This window comes from Candidatus Nitrospira neomarina (assembly GCF_032051675.1).
Classification (GTDB): domain Bacteria; phylum Nitrospirota; class Nitrospiria; order Nitrospirales; family UBA8639; genus Nitrospira_E; species Nitrospira_E neomarina.
In genome coordinates, this window is record NZ_CP116968.1 from 1,574,545 (window position 1) to 1,591,197 (window position 16,653).

Here is a 16,653-nt window from a genome sequence, read left to right on the forward strand (position 1 = left end):
CCATTCCGGATAAATGCAGAAAACCCAACCTGGGTGAAAAATTATAAATACATTCCTGTCATGGTACAGGGCAACCAATCTGACAACACAATGCCGAGAATCTGCGGCGGGGTAGGCAATAAAGTTGGCTAATATGGCGAATGATGATGTTGATTTTTTACTGATTACCAAACAATCCTTTAAACATCTCCAGGGCTTTTTGGGTTTCAGGTGGAAGATTTTCTAAATTCTGCCCTGGCACAGAAGAAACGCCGCTTGAATTTACCGGATCGGCATTGCCGGAACAGACAATTTCTCCATTCACTTTTTGGCAGACGTTGTCGTCTTTTTCAGAAGATTTTTGAATCCTCTCAGGAGAACCACTAAATGATGCCCCTGACATGCCGGACTCAAGAACATAACCCTCCGGTGGGCCATAAGCCACCGTCATTTTTTTTGTTCCGAGATATCGCTGTTCACTGAAGAGCCTGCTTCCATCCTGGCTCTTCGTAATGGTAATGATGGGGAATCCTTCAATTTTTTTGTGTTGTTCATGCAACCCATTCCCAAAGGGAAGTCCCTTCGCCCATTCCTCCATGTAATCCATCCAGGCATGATAGAGCTCCTTGCTCCGCTCGCCGCCTGGAATGTCGTCCCATGCCGCGGCACAAATGTGCCGAACATCAAAAACCTCTAACGTATACCATTCACAAGAGATGCCCCCTTGTCGACCGGTTTCTCCCGTTTTCGTGACTTTCAGGGAGATCCCCGGAGAACTCTCGGAAGTTTGCGTATTCAATGCTTGTTCCAATCGAGAGCGTTCTTCAGGAGAAAGCTCTTTATTTTCCATTGCCTTTTCTAGACTAATCCGTTGTTGATCCCGGATGGAATTCATGACATCCCCCAAGACATTGTTCATTCCCTGATCTTGGGCGGAACCCGGCTTAACTCCCAATTTCTGCATCATCTTTTGGCTGGATTGCTTCAGAGCCTCCATCTGTTGCTTGGTGATGATAGTATAAGTTTTGGCCTGATGCCTGACGTACATCATCTCCTGGCGATCCAGAAATATCTGCATATCATTTTGGCTGTCTATCGGTGAGGAAGACGTCCGTTTGTCCTCTAACTTGTCCGGAGCAACATTAAGGCGCATCCAATCTTTCGGTATGGCAACATTGACGGATCCCTCTTCCGAGGAACCATCGGGATACGTGGTTTGAAAAAGGTGGACGTGGGAAGTAGTCGATTCTTCAGCCCACACCATAGCGGGAAAAACCCCAGCCAGCAAACAGAAGAAAATGGTGAGTTTCATTGTTGGTATTTCCTCTTGAAGCATCCAGAATGACACAGGTGACAGCGTCCATTTTATGAATGAAAGCAAAAAAAATTTTCGATTAATCGATTGCTTGCCAACTTCGTGGGTTGAGATTGTCAAAATTCCTATTCCGTTGTTTTAATATCTGACAGTTGGTCTTTCTCAAAAAATTGGGGAAGGTAGAAACTCCACCCTCCCCCTGTGATGATGAGGCTAACGGCACACGGTCTTTGGACTACAGGAGGCCACCCAACGATTTGGCCAACCCGTGCACCAGTGGATCCTTGGTTTCTTCCCATTCTAAATTAACCTGTTCGGCGGTCGAAGCCACACGGGCTTGATGAATCTTCTTCCCCTTGCTAGTTTTCTCAGTTAATTGTAAATCGGTCATCACGGCAAATGTCACATCTTTAGTTAATGAACCCGTGACCAATTCCGTAGCCCCCACCAAAAAACCGCCAATGCCAGCACCAAGAGCCGCGGAACGACCCGTTCCACCCAACCCATAGCCTACAGCCCCTCCGACGGCTCCTCCGCCCCAGGCGGAACCATAGCCAGCATGGACCGCTGTTCTCAAGGCGGCAGGATCGGCTTCGCCCACATACAAGACATTCACCTGATAAATATAGGCGGCTTCCTTAGCATTATCCACAATTTTGTATCCCCGGTTTTCAATGGCCTTTCGCACCGGGGTATCAAAATCAATTTCTTTGTCTGAGGTGTTTTTGATTTCCAAAAATGCACTTTTTTCTATTTGATTATCCAAATCCAAAAAAATAGATTGCGACATCTTGGTCTGGACTTTCAAATCTTTTTTCTCCAGAGCAACCTGAGTCGCCGAACAGCCTAATCCTACAAGCATCACACTTCCCGCCGCCATGAGCACAATTTTTTGAATGCCAGAGACCCGTCTCATCATGAATTTCTCCTTTTTAACTTGTAGGATTTCTTGAGGAAACGAGCGGGATTATGCCACATCCTTAGGTCTTATTGAACCCCTCAAAAGCCTATTTTTAAGACTGAACACCATGGGCGGCCGCGTACGGTTGACCTCTCATTTCTGTTCGTTAAAAAAGGAAGGGAGTTTCTCCTTCGTCACCCATACCGGTCATTGTCCCATGGAAGCGCGGTATTGGAATATCCGCGCACTTCCCAAAACCCCTTTTGGTCGCGATCGGAAAACGTAATTTTTTTGACCCACTTTGCCCCTTTCCAACCGTAGCGTTTGGGAATAATGACGCGTACCGGTCCACCATGGTCTCTGGTCAATGGCCTTCCATTCCAATGGGTGGCCAGAAGCACATCCTCATCGTCGCAAACCTTGAGAGTGACATTGGTCGTGTACTCATCAAACGCTTCAAATAACACAAACTTCGCCTCGGGCAAGGGACGAACCAATTCCAAGAGATGCTGAAACCTCACACCTCTCCATTCATTATCCAACATGGTCCAGGAGGTGACACAGTGAAAGTCAGCAGTGATCTGCACCTGAGGCTGCCGTTCAAAGGTTTCCCAATCCCATGTCAGCGGATTGGCCACGCACCCATCAATACTTAAGGCCCATTCAGCCAGCACGATCTCCGGCTTACAGCCCAAATCCAGGACCGGAAAATTATTCACCACATGTTGGCCGGGCGGAACCCGTTCATCCTGAGGTTCATCCACCTCTCGACAGGAAAATTCTCGCCGATGTTGAGCTACCTGTTGCTTCGCTTTCACCATCCGTTCGTTGGGTTCCATTGCAAGCCTTTCCTCCTCCAGTCAAGGAGAGATATCTTAAGACCACTAAACAGACTTCTCATGATCAAAACCTTAGAGGTGAACGCCGATGGACGCATTATATCGGGGTTGCCGGCTCAGCAATAGTCAAAGAACCCAAAACACACTCCCCTACACCATCCAGCTCTCATTTCTTCATGATATCCTTCCTTAAGGCTTTTTGGGGACAGGTCCAGCGTCATGCGGAATACAGCAATAGGATATTTCCTGATCTCATAGCCAAGCTATTTATTTTTCTGATAAATTACAATATTCGTTCACAACAGCCTGGAAGCGTCCGGTTATTACCCCCTCATTTTCAACCGCCCTCTTTTCCAGCCAACTGTTATATCAGCCATAATTTTTGCGGAGGATCAGTCTCATGGCACTGCATGTATTAGCCCGGGTTGTATGTTGCTCCTTGCTGGTGGCCTCAGCGATGACCACGTCTGCGCAGGCAGATTCTCAAGAGGGAGGCTCACCCATGACCGTTTCTGAAGGAAAGTCCATCTCAATGGAGTACACGTTGACCTTGGAAAACAAAGAGGTCCTCGACTCCAACGTAGGAGGAGAACCTCTGACATTTACTCAGGGATCTCACCAAATTATTCCTGGACTGGAAACGGCCCTGGATGGAATGAAGGCGGGAGAACGCAAACAAGTCACCGTCTCCCCTGAACAGGGGTATGGCAAGGTCGACCCTCAGGCCATTCAGGAAGTTCCCATTGACCAAATTCCACCTGATGCACGGAAGGTCGGGGTGCAATTACAAGGGAAGGACGGACAAGGCCGTGTCGTACACCCGACAGTAACGGAAGTAAAAGAACAGGTGGTCGTCTTAGACTTCAATCACCCTTTAGCGGGGAAAACGCTCTATTTTGACGTGAAAATTTTGGACGTCAAAACTGCCACTGCTCCTTAAAGTTGGGCGAATATTGCATCCAAGTGCCCCGCCGGAATTGGCGGGGTCCTTGGATCCCCGTCCTATCATCACTTCTGGCAGAAACATGAAACAGAGAGCCCCCTCAATAATACCCTCCCCTGGGGGGTGTCATTCCATTAATTTCTTTTAAATGCATCACCGCAGATTTGGCATGATCGGTTGCCACATCCGCATGCCCGGCTTGGCCATGCGTGATAGCCTCCCCTAATTCGGCAATGGCCGCATCAAGGTGAGGATTCGTCATGTCCTTTTTCGCGGCCTGCGCATGTTGGAGGGAGGCTTCCGAATGGGTCACGACCGCATCGGCATGCCCCATGCCGCCATGATCGACGGCTTCCTTTGCATGCGCGACGGCTTCCGCCACATGTGGATTAGTATTTCCAGTTGAATGAGAAGCGCAAGCCGCAACGAGTCCCAGACACAATAGGCCGACACTCAGTCGAGTGATCCAAGATAGGACACGCATCGTCAACACCTCCTTCTAAAAGTAAAAAGACGTCCCCATTATCGAATTCTAGTGCAAAACTCATAGTAAAATCTTCCATACCTCGACGACGGTCGGTAAGGAACCATCTCCTCTCTTCCATCAGTCTTTCCAGCACCTGCACTAAGACACACATAGGCTACATCAATTTTCATCAACTCGTTGAGACAAAACATCTGCATGCCATGTTCCACAGGAACTTACGCGACTGTATCAGGATCAAGGCCTAAAACCGCCCCTGGGTCTTTTTGACGCCCACGACACGAAAACGATATTTCCCCACAAGAACCATGACTGGCCCTAAAAAATGCGATCCCCAAACCAAACCCGTTTTTCGTTTGGGTCCCCGACCACCATAGGCACAGTACGAGGCACAAGCGCTGTACTTTTTCAGACGAGAAACCTGTAACACAGGCTTTCTACAGTCACATGACCACGAACGATGTGGAGGCATGACTTGGAATAAAAAGACCAGGCAAGGGAAGAGGAGAGACCGAGACATTTCAAAAACGATGAAGCCCGGACCAGAATGATCCGGGCTTCAGGAAAACTCGCAAGGACTCTTTTACAAATCAACAAAGAGCATGCGTGTGGGGTGTTAGGAAGCTAAGGTAGACGGACGCGGTCGACGAACAGCCGGTCGATCATGCCTGCCAGGGCTCCCCGATCGAGGAGTACCAAATCCTCTACCCGCGGAATTAGGCCGAGGCCCACGTCTCTCCGGTGCAATGGCCGGCATTGGCGGACGGCTTCCAGGTGCGCAGGGAACCGCCTTCCCCAGCAATTTTTCAATCATTCGTAACGAACGATTGTCTTCACCGGTGACAAAACTTGTGGCCCAACCTTTGGTATTCTTCCGCGCCGTCCGACCAATACGATGGATATAATCTTCCGGTACATGAGGCAAATCATAATTGATCACATGTTGAATATTGTCCACGTCCAACCCACGGGCGGCAATATCGGTCGCAACTAAAATTTCAAACCGTCCCCGGCGAAACCCTTCCAACGCCGCACGGCGTTGGGGAAGTCGTCGTCCCGCATGTAACACTGCCACGCGACAACCGACCTTTTCCAGGGTTTCCCCGATCCGGTCGGCACGATGTTTGGTCCGGGTAAAGACAAGGACTGACCCCTCTGTCTCCTTTAAAATAGATAGCAGGAGTGAGGTTTTATCGGAATTGGCAGTGTGATGCACCGTATGGGTGACGCCTTCAGCCGGTGTGGCCGATTTCGCTACCAGAGCTTTAAACGGATCGTTGAGTGACATCCGAGCCAAATCAGCCAAATTATTCGGCATGGTTGCCGAGAAGAGTAAGGTTTGCCGGGTTTCCGGTAATGCCTCAATGATTTGATTGAGCTGAGGCGCAAACCCCATATCAAGCATTCGATCGGCCTCGTCGAGGACCACCATCCGAAGCTTGGTAAACGAAACCGTCCCCTGCCACATATGGTCGAGAAGGCGACCCGGCGTCGCGACGATGATATCGGGACGTTGCCGTAATCCACGAACTTGCGCATGCATATCAGCACCACCCACCAGCGTGGTCGCAAAGATCCCGCGCACACGCCCGAACTTATCAACGGTTTCTTGAATTTGAAATGCCAACTCCCGGGTTGGCGCTAAAATCATCGCACGAGGGTGGCCCTTAGGACCATCTACCAAACGTTCAATGATAGGAATGACAAAGGCGGCGGTTTTTCCGGTTCCGGTCTGGGCACACCCCAACACATCCCGACCTTCCAAAGCCGGAGGGATGGCCTGTACTTGAATCGGGGTCGGTTCCGTTAAACCGAGCTTATTCAACACCCCAACCAAAGTAGCAGACACACCAAGCGCACCAAACTGTGACAACGCAGTTGAAGACATAAAACTATTCCTTTTGTTACAAGGATCGTATGTAAGCGGGTTCAGAAAACCGAGTGAAGCAGAATCAGGTGGGAAGTCCGCTCCGAGCAGGATCTGGTCGCGATACGATCGCGGGGCCCGAAGATTAATTGAATGTTCCCGTCGTCGGACCGAATCGACAAGAACAGACCTTAGGTTACAGGACAATCCATATTCTGTCAAATTTTCCTGGTCTTTCGCGTGCCCAGCCTGCCATTCAAATGTTACGATTGAAAGTTGAATATCCAGTCATATGTTACACCCCACCCATTCATCCACTTAAGCACTGTAAAGGCATACAACCAATGAGTACTATTTACGACATCACCTGCCGGAACATTCAGGGAGAGAATGAAACCCTCGCCACCAGAAAGGGTAAGGTCTTACTGATCGTCAATACGGCCTCCAAATGCGGATTCACCCCTCAGTTTCAGGGGCTGGAAGATCTCTATAAAAAATATCATCCACAAGGACTGGAGATCCTCGGATTTCCCTGCAATCAATTTGGAAGCCAAGACCCGGGTGAGAACGAAGAAATCCTCACGTTCTGCCAAACCAACTATGGAGTGACCTTTCCGATGTTTGCCAAAGTGGACGTCAATGGGCCCGATGCTCATCCCCTCTTCAAATACCTCAAAGCCGAGGCACCGGGAGTACTCGGATCAGAGGCCATCAAGTGGAACTTCACGAAATTTCTGGTAGACCAAACCGGGGCGGTCAAGGAACGCTATGCCCCCGCAACCAAACCCTCAGACCTTGAGTCAGACCTCACAGCACTCCTCAACGCCAAGGCGAAGCAAGCTTAAATCAGACAAAACCTCTCCAAGTACCAACATGTATTGACTGCCCAGGGCTTGCCGGCCAAACAACAGCCCGTACCGTCCCCAACCCATTCCTTCCATCCCGGTCATTTGATATCATGGTTTCCCCCATGATTGATGTCTATACCATGATCCTTGCCGGTGGCCGTGGCGAACGGCTCCTCCCGCTCACCCAACACCGGGCCAAACCTGCGGTGCCCTTTGGAGGCAAATACCGAATTATCGACGTGACCTTGAGCAATTGCCTCAATTCGGGGCTTCGCAAAATTGCCGTGCTTATCCAATATAAATCCCACTCGTTGGACCGCCACATCCGAAGAGGTTGGTCGATTTTCAACCCGGAGCTGGGCGAATTCATCTTTTCCATCCCGCCGCAACAACGTATCAACGCCGAGTGGTACCGGGGCACAGCCGACGCGGTCCATCAAAACCTATTTTTGCTGGAACAGGAACACCCGAATTTCTTATTGGTGCTGGCCGGAGATCATCTTTACAAAATGAACTATGCCGACATGTTCAGGTTCATGCAAGACACGGAGGCGGATGCCATCGTGGGCGCCCTTGAATGGCCGGTCGAAAAAGCTCGACAGTTCGGGGTCCTCGGGGTAGATTCATCAAATCGCGTCACCCGGTTTGAAGAAAAACCGGCCAACCCGTTTCACCTACCTGATGACCCAACGCATGCGTTTGTTTCCATGGGCATTTATCTTTTTCGCACAAACCACCTCTATGAGGAACTGCGAAAAGATTCCGAAATGCCCACGGCCCATGACTTCGGGAAAAATATTATTCCCAACATGATTCAGAACAATAAAAAAGTGTTTGCCTATAATTTTGAAGATGAAAACAAAAAAGAGGTCAAGTACTGGCGGGACATCGGTACCCTGGACGCCTACTACGAAGCCAACATGGATCTCGTCGGAGTTGATCCCCACCTCAACCTCTATGATGAGGCCTGGCCCATCCGCACGTACCAAGGCCAATACCCGCCCGCAAAATTTGTCTTTGCCGATGAGTTCAAGGGGGGGCGCAGAGGCATGGCACTGGATTCCATCGTCTCAGGAGGCTGCATTATCTCCGGAAGCCTGGTGCAAAATTGTGTGCTCTCACCCAACGTCCACATCGAGCATCATGCCGAAGTCTACGATTCCGTCATCATGGAAAATGTCAAAATCGGCGACCGGTCCCGTATCCGACGGGCCATCATCGATAAGGGCGTCGTCATTCCCCCCGATACCGTCATCGGGCACGATCTCCAGCACGATCGCCAACGCTTTCCTGTCACCGAAGACGGCGTGGTCGTCGTGACACCCGATTCATCCACAAAAGAATGAAGCAGTCGTGAAACGGGCACATCCCCGAAACTGACAACTCATTACGCCAGAACCAATACGCCTACCCCACTCATAATGAGGCCGATACCGGCCACCCATCCCAATCCTCCGCTCCAGGCGCCGACCGGCAAGATCTTTTCTAAAAGCACAAAGACCGTAATCGCCGCGATCCAGAGCACATTCATCACCCCACCCACAAACAACAGCCCCATCAAGGCCCAGCAGCAGCCGAGACAAAATGCACCATGATGCAGCCCCAATCGAAACGCGCCGGAAGTGCCCGGTCGCCAATGCTCGGCAATAAAGTGAGCGGGAGCCCGACAATGTTCTAAGCACACAGTCTTCCACGGGGTGAGTTGATACATCCCAGCGACAATTAAAAGCCCGGCACCGACCACATGACTTTTGGCCACCATCATGGGCGAAAGCATGGCCGCTGCATGCAATCCCCACTGCACGACAGTCGCGCCTATACTAAAGACACTCCATAGAGCCAGATACCCGGCCACAAATGCCCCCGTCGGAGCCATGAGTGAACCCTGCCGTTCGGCCTTGCGAACCATGCCTGCATACAACAACGTCATCGGGACAGCACCGGGCAACATCATCCCGACCATCATGACAGCCCACATCAGATACACAAGCACAAAATCCACCGGCGTCCATGAATGTAACTGCATGATCGCCCCGGGCACATCAGCATTCATCATGGGCATCTTCGCCCAGAGATACAAGACATACATCCAGGACAAAAAAATTATCCCAATCAGAGCTGAGAGAATCGTGATTCGATCACGCTTGGGTAACATAGGAAAAGAAGGAGGAGAAGAGGGGTTCATGGAAATGGACTATAAGAACCCCTGGAACAATCAGCAACTGACAGGCAGGTCGAATAACCGGGAACCGGACACTTTTCTGATAGAACGTTCTCTACTTCACCAGGAAATGGGACTCGGCATCGAAATCCCTCCAAGCCTCGGCCTTGGCATAGCCTAGAAAAAGAGAACCGAAGAGAAACAGCCATCCTTGTGACAATGAAACGTATTCCTTTACCCAAAAATATCGGCGACTTCAATGAGAACCCCGATGCGTAGTCCGTGGCAGAAAAAGTGTTTCGCTCACACGGGGCTTTCGGCACCACTCCAAATATAACACTCGCCATCCAGCCGAAACCGGCCTGGATCTCAAATACTCCTAGCTTTATAGATTTCGGTTTGCTTTGATTATTCTGTCTATGTTTTTACTTATTCCAAAAAGATCTGATTCCCAGTGAGCTCTTTGAGAGTTGTTTGCCAACAATGCGTTGAGTAATAGTTCGCCATGTGTACCGGACAGTTGAAGAATTCGGTGAAGACCTTGGAACCGAATCTCTACTGGAATCTCTGTGCGAACCCTTGCAACGAGAAGGTCAGCGCTAGTCAGCCCGTCGTCCATGGCCTTGCGCGTTTGTTTCAATGGCCTATCTTGATAACGCCATTGCTGTAAAATGTTTAAGTCCGATATTGCATTTTTGACCTCAGGTACATCGAGACATTTTTTTTGATTCTTTACATCACTGTGGAGGGCACATAGATTATGACTGCCTTGCTTTTCAGGAATATCAGGCGATAACACCTTCCTAAGTGTCTTGAGATACTTCTCTACAGCCTGGTGAAGAAGGTAACCCACCGGGGAACGGAAGAAAACATTCTCGGCAAATAAAAGATGTCGAGCGGCACAATAGGTTAAATCTGCATCGCGCAGCCACTGTTGTTTGTTATCAAAATTGAACATAGTGCACATTTGCTCGGAAAAACTTGGCAACTGCCCCTCTTTTTCGTTATCGAGGGATTGTGACATACCTCTCCTTTCACCTACATTTATCATCACGAAAATAGTAGTACAGCGGCTATATCCAATTGTATAGATCTAGCGAGCACAGAGTTGACATATTTCAACCATTTAGGATAGGGCAGGATTCAGAGCAAGTTCGACGAAGAAAAGAGGGAACAATCATCGACCTTAAATCACCTTCCTTACTAAGGATAGACACATCGCTCAACAATCAGGCTCTGATCACTCCATCCTGATTCATGTGAAGAATATTAAATTGCCCATAGCTATTAGACAGGTTCAATGTAATTCCGGCTTGAGCTTTGGTCGATCCGTTGCCCACTTCGGCCACGGTATATTCAAATCCTTCCGGCAAATTAATTCTGGCGCGATGATCTCTTCCGGTATGAGGATTGGAGATGGGTGTCCCCTTCGATTCCACCAAGCCCGGCACGTGGACCGTGGCCTGTCTTGCCTCCACATCTATGGAGAGATCAATCGGAACAAACCGGGGTTCCAACACGTTAGACATCGTACTATTGAACACAAAAAAGTGGGTAGCTCCCGTGGCGGTCGCCTCGCCATGTAGAATTTTCCGAAGTGCTTCGCGTTGCAAGGCATCCGCTCGCGCATCGATTAAAATCTGCTGAGTTCCATTTCCTTGGGCAATTTCCCCTGGCCATTGCAAGAGCATGACGTAGTTCAATCCATCCAAACGCGTGTCATTGAAATACCCCTCTTCAATATATCCCGAGCCCATTGCCTCGCAAAATCCGTTCGTCGAGGGGGCATTGAACTGACATCCACATCCATAGCTACAGTTGCAATTGGCGAACTCGACACCACGCAGCATCCATTGATCAGCCATTGTGCGCTCCTTTCGTAAGCAATGTCAGACACCCTCTCAATTATGCCCAGCTTTTACCATGCCACTCCCATGAGACCGAATGGGCATGATCGTCGTCACCCAACGCAGCAAAAGCCCTCCGGCAAGCCGATTATAATTTGCACGATGCACCGCATTGATGTGAGACAATAGACATGCTTAATCAACCCGTTAGACCTATCATTGTAGTGTCTCGCAAATTGCGTTACACCCTGTTCGTGGGGAGATTGTCAAGTCATCAACGCAATTCAATTGATGAATTTAGTTCCTCAACATACCCAGGGCGAAAGAAGTATATCAATAAATTTACGAGGCACTACTTTAGCAATCTATCTCCTGACATTCCTTTACAGGTTTCATAGGTTTCGATTCGCTTCCAGCCCCTAACCCTGAGCGCCCTTGAGTTTGGGTGGTTGAAATGTGCCGGACGATGCCATTTTCATCAAAGACCACAGTGAATGTGCTCATATTTGAAGTGGCACCACCAGCAAAGAAACCCACAATGGGAATAAAAGTGGCCGCATCTACGTCAACATTCATGTGTGAATAACTCCATACTTCTATGTTGGACTGAGATATGGAGAGCGGCAATCCTGCAATGGCAGAATAGCTTCCAGAATGACGAGAGACTCCATTAGGTTGTCCGAGAATCTGCCTTACATCTTCTTTCGTGGAAGTGTTGAGTTGGATTTGCGCAGTGAGTTCTTGATCCATAACAGAAGGATTTCCACCACTCACACAACCTGAAACTATTAATGAAAGCACTACCCATATTCTCAAAAGAATTTGTTGGCTCCTCATTAGAGGATCTTCTTTAAAACCTACACAATTCACTAGATCCAGACCGAAGGTGAACGGCTAAAAACCTCTAGCAATGGCTATTTTAGGAGAGAGTGTCTCTGGGTACAAGTACGGAAAGTCAGTTCTTCATTAAAAAATCTCCCACGATTTTTCCTTAATACTCTTTCCACACAATGAAGTGCCACACCATCTATACTTTTTCCCACAGGTTCGCTACCATTCGCCTCCGAACGACACCATAGAAAAGCCGCACCATTAACAACACAAGGAGCACACCCATGGGCAAAAGCCAGGACGCACGCAAAGAAACCAAAAAAAAGCCAGCGAAAACCATGAAGGAAAAGCGGGCCGAGAAAAAAGGTAAAAAATAGCATAGGGCATTCGTGCCCAATAGGCGAAGATCCGCGAGTTGACGAGGCGGAAGGAAACACCCCCTCGTCAACGCTCAGAAGATTCCCCCCTCAGCATCCGCCAACCTGACTAATCCACCCACCGCGAAATCCATTACTCTCCCATTTATTATGCGGGACGGGGTCCCCAAAGAATCACCGCCGCTCCGACAAGACACAGCCCGGCCCCAAGCCAATCCCAACGATCCGGTTGGATCTGTTCAACACCCCAGAGCCATAAGAGAGAGGCCGCCATATAGACTCCGCCATATGCGGCGTACGCCCGACCCGCAAAGGCAGCTTCCGTTCGCGCCAATAAGAGAGCGAACACAAGCAGACTCACCATGCCGGGAACCGTCCACCAACCCGATCGCCCCAGTCGTAACCAGGCCCAAAAGGCAAAACACCCGCTAATTTCTGCCAGCGCGGCGCCTGCGTACCAATAGAGGGTATTCATATCTTCTCCTTATTCCTTGAAACCACAAGGCACCATTACCCTCGCTTCGGATGTAGGGTTTCCGGATTATGTTGAACAAACCCGAGCAGTGCGACAGCCGTCAATACCGCTCCCCTCAGAAAGGTGGCGGAAGGACCGAATTGGTCTCAGAGGAATCCAACCGGCACCGCGGGAAGGACGGAGAGAAGATACAGGATCAACCATAGCAGGGCTTAGAGTGGTTTATTGCACACGAGAAGGGAAGATCTTGATTGATCATCCGGCAGGGGGGACCTCAGGTCATCGCCCTGATAATTGCGCAACACACTCCTCATGCAAGGCCCTCACTTCATGTCTTGTGGGTCCCAGGAATACTATATTACAGCACATTTGTCGTTGGCAGAATCCATAGGGGATCATCCCGCGGCCAGTGCGAGGATTGAACAGCCCTGCGTCAAACACATGGCGAAACTCTGAAAAAGACACGGTCTGAATTCTGGCAAGCATAGAAAAAAAAGCGCCAATCACCGGGAAACCGCTGTCCCTTTGACGCACGTTGAGATGCGCCATCAAAAAAGTTGGATAGACGGAACCATTCGACCTGGCGTTAATCTCTGCAAAAAACCACCGTCTTCTTCCGTTCCGGATATCCGCATGTTCCACAAAATCAAACCCGGCCAACCCTGTGAAGCCATCCTCCTGCAGCCATCGTCCCAATGCTTCAGCAGCCCGACTCATGTCATTCAGCATCTGTGCTCCGGAGGGAAAGACATTTCCGATATGTCCCAGATGAAGGTTCAAGCGCTGATCGGATATTCCGACCACGGTCACCGCCCCCCCATCAGGCTGGACATTGACAAGAATATTAGGGGAGAACGCGACCTCATACAATACCTGCACGAGATAGCCCGGTGATAAGGGCCTTTGAGAGATGAGCTCCATTGCCTGTCGCTCGCTTTCGGTATTATCCTCGATAAGAAAGATACCGGACCCGCTCCGTCCTTCGGCGGATCGAATAATCACCCGGCCGGTCTCAGAAATGTAACGACGAATTGCCGATCGAAGCATCGTCACATTCTTGGCTTGGCCATCAGACGGCTCAATGATTTCGCCCCGAGCAACCGGAATACCAAGTTCCTGAGCCTTTCGATACGCCACGTGTTTGAGATTCGCCGCCTCCGTCACCTCAGGATTGCCACCCATGAACTTCACGGTCCTGCCAAGGATGGTCTCCAACGCTTGGGCCATCACATACCCCTTCTGCGACACGGCATCCGGATTCAGAACGACCTGATTTTGGGGTGAGATTCGCTCACAAATTCTGTGTAAGGAGTCGACAGAGGGGCAGAAGAGATCATTGTCGAGGCATTCGCCAAAGACAGGGCCTGATTCAAGTTCAATGATATTACCCAGTTCCGGCCCGACACCCAACTCGTGCAGAAATCCCAAATAGGACAGGTCAACCTTTCCTGTCAAACAGACCACATCGTGCGGCCTGGCCATGACGAGCGCGCGCTGGTCGTAGCCACGGACATTGGGAGGACGCATCTCTAGGGGAATATTCTTTGAAAGTGCGACCGGATCATGCACAAAAATGTGCGTCACATCAGACCCGCCGAGGGTGGAAATAATGGGTGTCATTCCGCCTGTATGTCTTTCGCCGAAACTGTCGATTCCACCATCCGGCAGATCCTTTCGGACATCAGCTTCCCTGCAAGCCGGTGACCGGCGGCGTTCCAGTGGCCCTTCCCCAATTCACTGTTCTGAAATCCATGCAGGAACACATTATGCTGTTCAGCATAAGTGGCGAGAGGTTCTGCCAGGCTCAATAACTCGGTATCTTCCCGTTTCGCCAAAGCCTGGATGCGACGATCAGGATACAAAAGATCCGGTACGCCAAGTTGACGGGCCAATGCCTGTCGATGTTGCACGTCGGGATGAACCTGGTCGGGATTCGAAAGGCTCACAAGAAGGAACCGGCGTCCCCCCTCTTCTACCTCACGCTTCATTTGCACGATCAATCGTTCGGTAATCTTCCAGGCATGTTCCCAGGATGGGTCCGGCTGGTCGAGATAGACCAGTAGATCGAGGCGAAGAGCGGGATCTTCCCAGTCCTTCATCTGCTGTTGCTGGGCCATTTCCTCCAGAAAGGATTTGAGTTTGTATTTGGCGTGGCGAAACACCTGTAGGACGCGGGAGACTTCAAAGGCTTCGGCACTCAGCGGAAATTGTTGAAGCCGAAACTCCATCGTGTGATGGAAGGAATTGTCGAGGACCAGGCGCCCGCCGCTCATGATGAAATAGGGGATATTGTTTTTCCCGTATAGTGCTCTCAGGTTCCCACGAATATCGTTCTCTGTATACAAGGCCAGCAGGACGAGATCCGGATCATAGAGAGAAGCTTTATGACGCAGCACCAGTAATTCCTGGGCTGTACTGAAGCCGGACACACCGAAATTTATGGCTTCTACCTGACGCCCGGCGAGGGAGGGACAATCTGACAACTCGTGTTCAAGCCTGGCCGCATAGATCTGCTCGGCCGGAACCTGCATCGCCTCCGTGAAGGAATCGCCCAGAAGCGCAATCCGGAAGGTCCCCAGAGGCTTCTCCAGAGTGTGCTCACGGTCGCGCAGCCCCATACTATTGATCCGAATGTAGGCTTCACCTTCATTAGAATAAAGACCTTCAGCCCCCGGTTTATGAGCATAGCCGGTCAGGTCGTCAGCTATAAAGAAAGAGGGGTAGGAAATTCCGAAAAGGAAAAGACCGATTTCAACGAGGACAAAGGCAATTCCACATCCCATGAAGACTAATGCGAGGTTTGCTGCCCACTTCCTTACCACCCGCTCTCATCCCCCTCATTTTTCCCTATCATCATACAAAACCGACCTTCTAAAACAAGGGCAACATTCCCCATAACTGCACTCTACCCGTACCGGAGTTTCAGGACAAAAATCCAACCAGCCAGAAACAGGGTCACCATATTGGCGATGACTAACGGCCAATCATGATTGATCAAGCCATAGACGCTCCAGAGCATCAAGCCCGAAGTTAAGATCGAATACATACTCAGGGAAAGATCTTTGGCATGTTTAGTTTTCACAATTTGAATCGCCTGGGGAAGAAACGACGAGGTCGTGCAGGCTCCCGCGACAGATCCCATAACCGTCACTCAATCCATGTGGCCTCCTCTGTGATGTTTCCCATTAGCCGATGCGGGTTGTTCAGTGAAGCACTCGGGTTAAATTACCCAAACGTGCCATATACCGACCGGCTTCCCGCAAAAATCCTCTACAGATTATTGACATAGAAAACCCTTCTTTCAGCTGCCCCTCAGTTTCGTTGCGGTTCATGGGGAACGTTGAATCGCCGGAAGAAAATGCCGTATGGTGTGTAGCGATCTTTTACAAATCTCCAAACGAAGGGATTCTCAATCCAATGACCTTGCAAGCCCATGCGGAAGCATTGTATGCAGGCATTCGATCATTATTGGGACAGCATGACGCAAACCAGGTTCAAGCGAAACTGGAACATGACCTGTGCCATGTGGTTCCAACCTGGAACCACACCACACCTGCCTGTCCCGGATGGTATTGGTTTAAAGCGCCGGGCGTCAGTGAACCACAACTGTTGCATGTGACACATGGCCGGATTGATACCAAACTCATGGCCGATCTTGGTCCGCCGAATAATCTGGTGGATGTTCAGCGCATTAAAGGCCAATGGGCGGGGCCCCTTCTTCCCCCAACCCAAGTGGGAATAGGGGCTTGTTGAACGCGATCCGGTGTGCTCCGGATTGCTCCGTAA

General features: G+C 50.1%; 18 protein-coding genes. 5 read left to right on the forward strand and 13 right to left on the reverse strand.

The features are described from left to right. Positions 1–157 precede the first annotated feature (157 nt). The 3 genes from PQG83_RS07025 to PQG83_RS07035 all read right to left on the reverse strand — a co-directional run bounded on the left by PQG83_RS07025 (position 158) and on the right by PQG83_RS07035 (position 3,034). Positions 158–1,291, reverse strand: a complete 1,134-nt coding sequence (locus PQG83_RS07025; RefSeq protein WP_312748158.1) for a hypothetical protein — start codon at positions 1,289–1,291, stop codon at positions 158–160. Between the two features lie 238 nt (positions 1,292–1,529). Next, positions 1,530–2,213, reverse strand: coding sequence for a complement resistance protein TraT (gene traT / locus PQG83_RS07030; RefSeq protein WP_312748160.1), 684 nt, complete (start codon positions 2,211–2,213; stop codon positions 1,530–1,532). Positions 2,214–2,389: 176 nt separating this feature from the next. Next, positions 2,390–3,034 (reverse strand): sulfite oxidase-like oxidoreductase, encoded by a 645-nt coding sequence (locus tag PQG83_RS07035; protein ID WP_312748162.1) that lies wholly within the window; start codon positions 3,032–3,034, stop codon positions 2,390–2,392. A 400-nt stretch (positions 3,035–3,434) separates the two neighbouring features. Here PQG83_RS07035 and PQG83_RS07040 point away from each other — a divergent pair, with 400 nt between their 5' ends. After that, a complete protein-coding gene (locus PQG83_RS07040) occupies positions 3,435–3,974 on the forward strand; it encodes an FKBP-type peptidyl-prolyl cis-trans isomerase (RefSeq protein ID WP_312748164.1) in 540 nt (179 codons plus the stop codon). Between the two features lie 103 nt (positions 3,975–4,077). Here PQG83_RS07040 and smbP read toward each other — a convergent pair whose 3' ends face one another. Together smbP and PQG83_RS07050 are read right to left on the reverse strand one after the other, a co-directional pair. Next, on the reverse strand, positions 4,078–4,461 hold the full coding sequence (gene smbP / locus PQG83_RS07045; RefSeq protein WP_312748166.1) for a small metal-binding protein SmbP: 384 nt from the start codon (positions 4,459–4,461) through the stop codon (positions 4,078–4,080). Positions 4,462–5,077: 616 nt separating this feature from the next. Beyond that, positions 5,078–6,349 carry a DEAD/DEAH box helicase gene (locus tag PQG83_RS07050; protein WP_312748168.1) on the reverse strand — a complete coding sequence of 424 codons (1,272 nt, stop codon included), beginning with the start codon at positions 6,347–6,349 and terminating at the stop codon, positions 5,078–5,080. Positions 6,350–6,672: 323 nt separating this feature from the next. Here PQG83_RS07050 and PQG83_RS07055 point away from each other — a divergent pair, with 323 nt between their 5' ends. Beyond that, on the forward strand, positions 6,673–7,173 hold the full coding sequence (locus PQG83_RS07055; RefSeq protein WP_312748170.1) for a glutathione peroxidase: 501 nt from the start codon (positions 6,673–6,675) through the stop codon (positions 7,171–7,173). A 125-nt stretch (positions 7,174–7,298) separates the two neighbouring features. Further along, entirely contained in the window at positions 7,299–8,522 is a 1,224-nt protein-coding gene (gene glgC, locus PQG83_RS07060) for a glucose-1-phosphate adenylyltransferase (protein WP_312748172.1), read from the forward strand. 41 nt (positions 8,523–8,563) lie between these two features. Here glgC and PQG83_RS07065 read toward each other — a convergent pair whose 3' ends face one another. Beyond that, the gene (locus PQG83_RS07065; protein WP_312748173.1) at positions 8,564–9,202 is read right to left on the reverse strand and encodes a DUF2182 domain-containing protein; all 639 of its coding nucleotides are present in this window, start codon (positions 9,200–9,202) and stop codon (positions 8,564–8,566) included. Here PQG83_RS07065 and PQG83_RS07070 point away from each other — a divergent pair. Beyond that, positions 9,201–9,518, forward strand: coding sequence for a hypothetical protein (locus PQG83_RS07070; protein ID WP_312748175.1), 318 nt, complete (start codon positions 9,201–9,203; stop codon positions 9,516–9,518). The genes PQG83_RS07065 and PQG83_RS07070 overlap by 2 nt on opposite strands. A 204-nt stretch (positions 9,519–9,722) precedes the next feature. On the opposite strand, the gene PQG83_RS07075 is transcribed toward PQG83_RS07070, so the two are convergent. From PQG83_RS07075 to PQG83_RS07105, 7 genes are all read right to left on the reverse strand, one after another. Next, entirely contained in the window at positions 9,723–10,361 is a 639-nt protein-coding gene (locus PQG83_RS07075) for a HEPN domain-containing protein (protein ID WP_312748177.1), read from the reverse strand. 205 nt (positions 10,362–10,566) lie between these two features. Further along, the gene (locus PQG83_RS07080; protein ID WP_312748178.1) at positions 10,567–11,202 is read right to left on the reverse strand and encodes a DUF1326 domain-containing protein; all 636 of its coding nucleotides are present in this window, start codon (positions 11,200–11,202) and stop codon (positions 10,567–10,569) included. 339 nt (positions 11,203–11,541) lie between these two features. After that, positions 11,542–12,021, reverse strand: coding sequence for a hypothetical protein (locus PQG83_RS07085; RefSeq protein WP_312748179.1), 480 nt, complete (start codon positions 12,019–12,021; stop codon positions 11,542–11,544). Between the two features lie 519 nt (positions 12,022–12,540). Next, positions 12,541–12,867, reverse strand: a complete 327-nt coding sequence (locus PQG83_RS07090) for a YnfA family protein (RefSeq protein ID WP_312748181.1) — start codon at positions 12,865–12,867, stop codon at positions 12,541–12,543. 279 nt (positions 12,868–13,146) lie between these two features. Further along, a complete protein-coding gene (locus PQG83_RS07095; RefSeq protein WP_312748183.1) occupies positions 13,147–14,487 on the reverse strand; it encodes an ATP-grasp domain-containing protein in 1,341 nt (446 codons plus the stop codon). Continuing rightward, positions 14,484–15,689: an SGNH/GDSL hydrolase family protein gene (locus PQG83_RS07100; protein WP_312748185.1), complete on the reverse strand. Its 1,206-nt coding sequence runs from the start codon at positions 15,687–15,689 to the stop codon at positions 14,484–14,486. Before PQG83_RS07100 ends, PQG83_RS07095 begins: the two co-directional genes overlap by 4 nt. An 83-nt stretch (positions 15,690–15,772) precedes the next feature. Beyond that, positions 15,773–16,009, reverse strand: a complete 237-nt coding sequence (locus PQG83_RS07105; protein ID WP_312748187.1) for a SemiSWEET transporter — start codon at positions 16,007–16,009, stop codon at positions 15,773–15,775. Between the two features lie 275 nt (positions 16,010–16,284). Between PQG83_RS07105 and PQG83_RS07110 the strand changes: the two genes are divergently transcribed. After that, complete coding sequence (locus PQG83_RS07110; protein WP_312748189.1) at positions 16,285–16,620, forward strand: hypothetical protein; 336 nt, start codon at positions 16,285–16,287, stop codon at positions 16,618–16,620. The last annotated feature ends 33 nt before the right edge of the window (positions 16,621–16,653 follow it).

Excerpts from the sequence above, each read along its gene's own strand:
- PQG83_RS07105 (WP_312748187.1), bottom strand. The coding sequence starts at position 16,009 with ATGGGATCTGTCGCGGGAGCCTGCACGACCTCGTCGTTTCTTCCCCAG.
- PQG83_RS07075 (WP_312748177.1), bottom strand. The coding sequence starts at position 10,361 with ATGTCACAATCCCTCGATAACGAAAAAGAGGGGCAGTTGCCAAGTTTT.
- PQG83_RS07040 (WP_312748164.1), top strand. The coding sequence starts at position 3,435 with ATGGCACTGCATGTATTAGCCCGGGTTGTATGTTGCTCCTTGCTGGTG.
- PQG83_RS07070 (WP_312748175.1), top strand. The coding sequence starts at position 9,201 with ATGATCGCCCCGGGCACATCAGCATTCATCATGGGCATCTTCGCCCAG.
- traT (WP_312748160.1), bottom strand. The coding sequence starts at position 2,213 with ATGATGAGACGGGTCTCTGGCATTCAAAAAATTGTGCTCATGGCGGCG.
- glgC (WP_312748172.1), top strand. The coding sequence starts at position 7,299 with ATGATTGATGTCTATACCATGATCCTTGCCGGTGGCCGTGGCGAACGG.
- PQG83_RS07095 (WP_312748183.1), bottom strand. The coding sequence starts at position 14,487 with ATGACACCCATTATTTCCACCCTCGGCGGGTCTGATGTGACGCACATT.
- PQG83_RS07050 (WP_312748168.1), bottom strand. The coding sequence starts at position 6,349 with ATGTCTTCAACTGCGTTGTCACAGTTTGGTGCGCTTGGTGTGTCTGCT.
- PQG83_RS07110 (WP_312748189.1), top strand. The coding sequence starts at position 16,285 with ATGACCTTGCAAGCCCATGCGGAAGCATTGTATGCAGGCATTCGATCA.
- PQG83_RS07080 (WP_312748178.1), bottom strand. The coding sequence starts at position 11,202 with ATGGCTGATCAATGGATGCTGCGTGGTGTCGAGTTCGCCAATTGCAAC.
- PQG83_RS07025 (WP_312748158.1), bottom strand. The coding sequence starts at position 1,291 with ATGAAACTCACCATTTTCTTCTGTTTGCTGGCTGGGGTTTTTCCCGCT.
- PQG83_RS07090 (WP_312748181.1), bottom strand. The coding sequence starts at position 12,867 with ATGAATACCCTCTATTGGTACGCAGGCGCCGCGCTGGCAGAAATTAGC.
- PQG83_RS07065 (WP_312748173.1), bottom strand. The coding sequence starts at position 9,202 with ATGCAGTTACATTCATGGACGCCGGTGGATTTTGTGCTTGTGTATCTG.
- PQG83_RS07035 (WP_312748162.1), bottom strand. The coding sequence starts at position 3,034 with ATGGAACCCAACGAACGGATGGTGAAAGCGAAGCAACAGGTAGCTCAA.
- PQG83_RS07055 (WP_312748170.1), top strand. The coding sequence starts at position 6,673 with ATGAGTACTATTTACGACATCACCTGCCGGAACATTCAGGGAGAGAAT.
- PQG83_RS07085 (WP_312748179.1), bottom strand. The coding sequence starts at position 12,021 with ATGAGGAGCCAACAAATTCTTTTGAGAATATGGGTAGTGCTTTCATTA.
- smbP (WP_312748166.1), bottom strand. The coding sequence starts at position 4,461 with ATGCGTGTCCTATCTTGGATCACTCGACTGAGTGTCGGCCTATTGTGT.